The organism is Nocardioides endophyticus, from assembly GCF_039543845.1.
GTDB lineage: Bacteria > Actinomycetota > Actinomycetes > Propionibacteriales > Nocardioidaceae > Nocardioides > Nocardioides endophyticus.
The window spans coordinates 1-1,178 of record NZ_BAABKN010000038.1; the positions used below are offsets into that span (position 1 = coordinate 1).

At 65.1% G+C, this 1,178-nt stretch carries 1 protein-coding gene; it reads left to right on the forward strand.

Annotated elements, in window-relative coordinates; genetic code table 11:
• Positions 1–411: 411 nt before the first annotated feature.
• A partial coding sequence (locus ABEA33_RS26305) for an oxidoreductase (protein WP_486348360.1) occupies positions 412–1,178 on the forward strand: 767 nt, incomplete at its 3' end.

Genomic DNA, 1,178 nt, shown 5'->3' on the forward strand with positions numbered 1-1,178 from the left:
CCCACGTCTACGCGCAGTTGCCGGTCACCACGTCGTACACCACTCTGCTGGACTCAACTCGGGACGGTCCGGGATACCTCCCAGGCATTCAGCCCGACAGTGCAGGAGGTGCGAGGTTGGTGAGCGGCACCGCAGAGCGGTGCAGATGCACAGTCTGCATGTCGGAGGCATGTCCACGTCGCGGGTCTTCAGGGCAAGTTCTTCACGCTCTGGAACTGCCTCGGCAGACAGGCGCTGGGCGGCGCGTCCCGGTCCTTTGTCTCGCGCGTACCGCGGTCGCAGGCGCCATTCGCAAGACTGCACGACCTTTCGTGACGCGATGCGGCGCGCCATGTGCGGACCCAAACACGGGGACCTAACTCCTGCTGATCGGTGCACGGTCGATGCGCCCTGATCCCCATAACACTCCTGGTGGGAATCCGGGCCGCCCTGCACGAAATCTTCGATGTATCGCGCGAGGGAGACCACACGATCCCCTATAATCCAGCGACGTTAACCGATCGCGCCGATCGGCCAAGGAGCATGATGGCGGCGGAGATCCCCCCTGAACAGCAGCCGGCACGCCGCGCTCTCTTCGCACGATCTCTCGACCTCAAACGTGGTCCCGCGTGGGCGAATCGGTTCGCCCTCGCTCCGCTGACGAATCAGCAAAGCCACGCCGACGGCACCCTCGGCGATGACGAATACGAGTGGCTGGTGCGGCGTGCCCAAGGAGGGTTCGGCATGGTGATGACCTGTGCCGCGCACGTTTCGCCCGCGGGTCAGGTGTTCCCCGGCCAGCTCGCCATCCACTCGGAACGGCACCTCGAGGGTCTGACCAAACTGGCGGAGGGGATACGTGTCCGCGGCGCGGTCTCAAGCATTCAGCTTCACCACGGGGGCCGTCGCGCGCTCCCCGAGCTGTCGTCAGTGCCTGCCGTGTGCCCTTACGACGACGAGCGAAGTGGAGCACGCTCGCTATCAACGAGCGACGTCGACGAGGTAGTGCGCGACTTCGTTACTGCCGCCGAACGCGCCCAAGCCGCTGGATTCGACGGAGTCCAGGTACACGGGGCGCACGACTACCTGCTTGCGCAGTTCCTGGACGGTGAGCGCAACAACCGGACCGATCGATTCGGTGGCGGTCGCGAGAATCGCACCCGAGTGATCTTCGACGTTCTCGAAGGCATCCGGGGGGG